At 65.1% G+C, this 742-nt stretch carries 2 protein-coding genes; both read left to right on the forward strand.

Annotation, left to right across the window (positions count from 1 at the left end):
• Positions 1–211: 211 nt before the first annotated feature.
• The gene (locus CRD60_RS08265; protein ID WP_113860794.1) at positions 212–577 is read left to right on the forward strand and encodes an ABC transporter permease; all 366 of its coding nucleotides are present in this window, start codon (positions 212–214) and stop codon (positions 575–577) included.
• Positions 578–579: 2 nt separating this feature from the next.
• Positions 580–742, forward strand: a 163-nt coding sequence (locus tag CRD60_RS08270) for a TetR/AcrR family transcriptional regulator (RefSeq protein ID WP_130473092.1), incomplete at its 3' end; no start/stop codon positions are given.

Consider the following 742-nt stretch of genomic DNA (forward strand, 5'->3'; position numbering starts at 1 on the left):
CCCTGCGTTTGTCCACTATGCCTATGGGATAACGCCTGTGCGGCCTTCCAAGGACCAGCAGCCTTCGCCAACACAAGCGAGGCTTGGGCCAGGAGCCGGTCAGGTCCTCTCCTTGAGTGCCTTGGCGCAGTCCGCCTGGAGCCCGCCGCTCCATGCCCACAGCTCCTCGCCGCCAGACGCCCTTCAGCACCTGAGCTCCACCTGAGGAACCTTGCCTCCCTCGGCCCTCACCGTCGTCTTCCTGCTCACCTGCGGCGTGCTCACCCTCGTCGGGCTGCTCAACGACTTCTGGTCCTCCACCGAGGAAATGGCCATGTCCTTGAACAACATCCTGGGTATGCTCCTGGCCGGTATCGGCGGAGCGCTGTCACCGGTGTCCGGTTTCCCCGGCTGGGCGCAGCACCTGGCTGCCGTCAGCCCCGTCTACTGGGCCATGGACGCCATCGGCGCAATCAACTTCGACTCGGCCGACCTGGCTGCCGTCCGCTCGGATATCAGTGCCCTACTGGCCTTCCTTCTGGCCCTTGCCGTCCTGGCGGCTGTACTATTCAAGAGAGGAATCCAGCGAAAGGAGTAGGCATGCCCGTCCGGCCCAAGGCACCCACAAGGACGGCGCTCAGCCGCGACTACATCCTGCGCTCGGCCCTCTACCTGATTGATGAGCAGGGCCTGTCCGCCCTAAGCCTGCGTGCCCTGGGCCGGCAGATGGGTGTCTCCCAGACCGCCATCTACCGCCACATCC

It is taken from the genome of Bifidobacterium aemilianum, assembly GCF_003315635.1.
Classification (GTDB): domain Bacteria; phylum Actinomycetota; class Actinomycetes; order Actinomycetales; family Bifidobacteriaceae; genus Bifidobacterium; species Bifidobacterium aemilianum.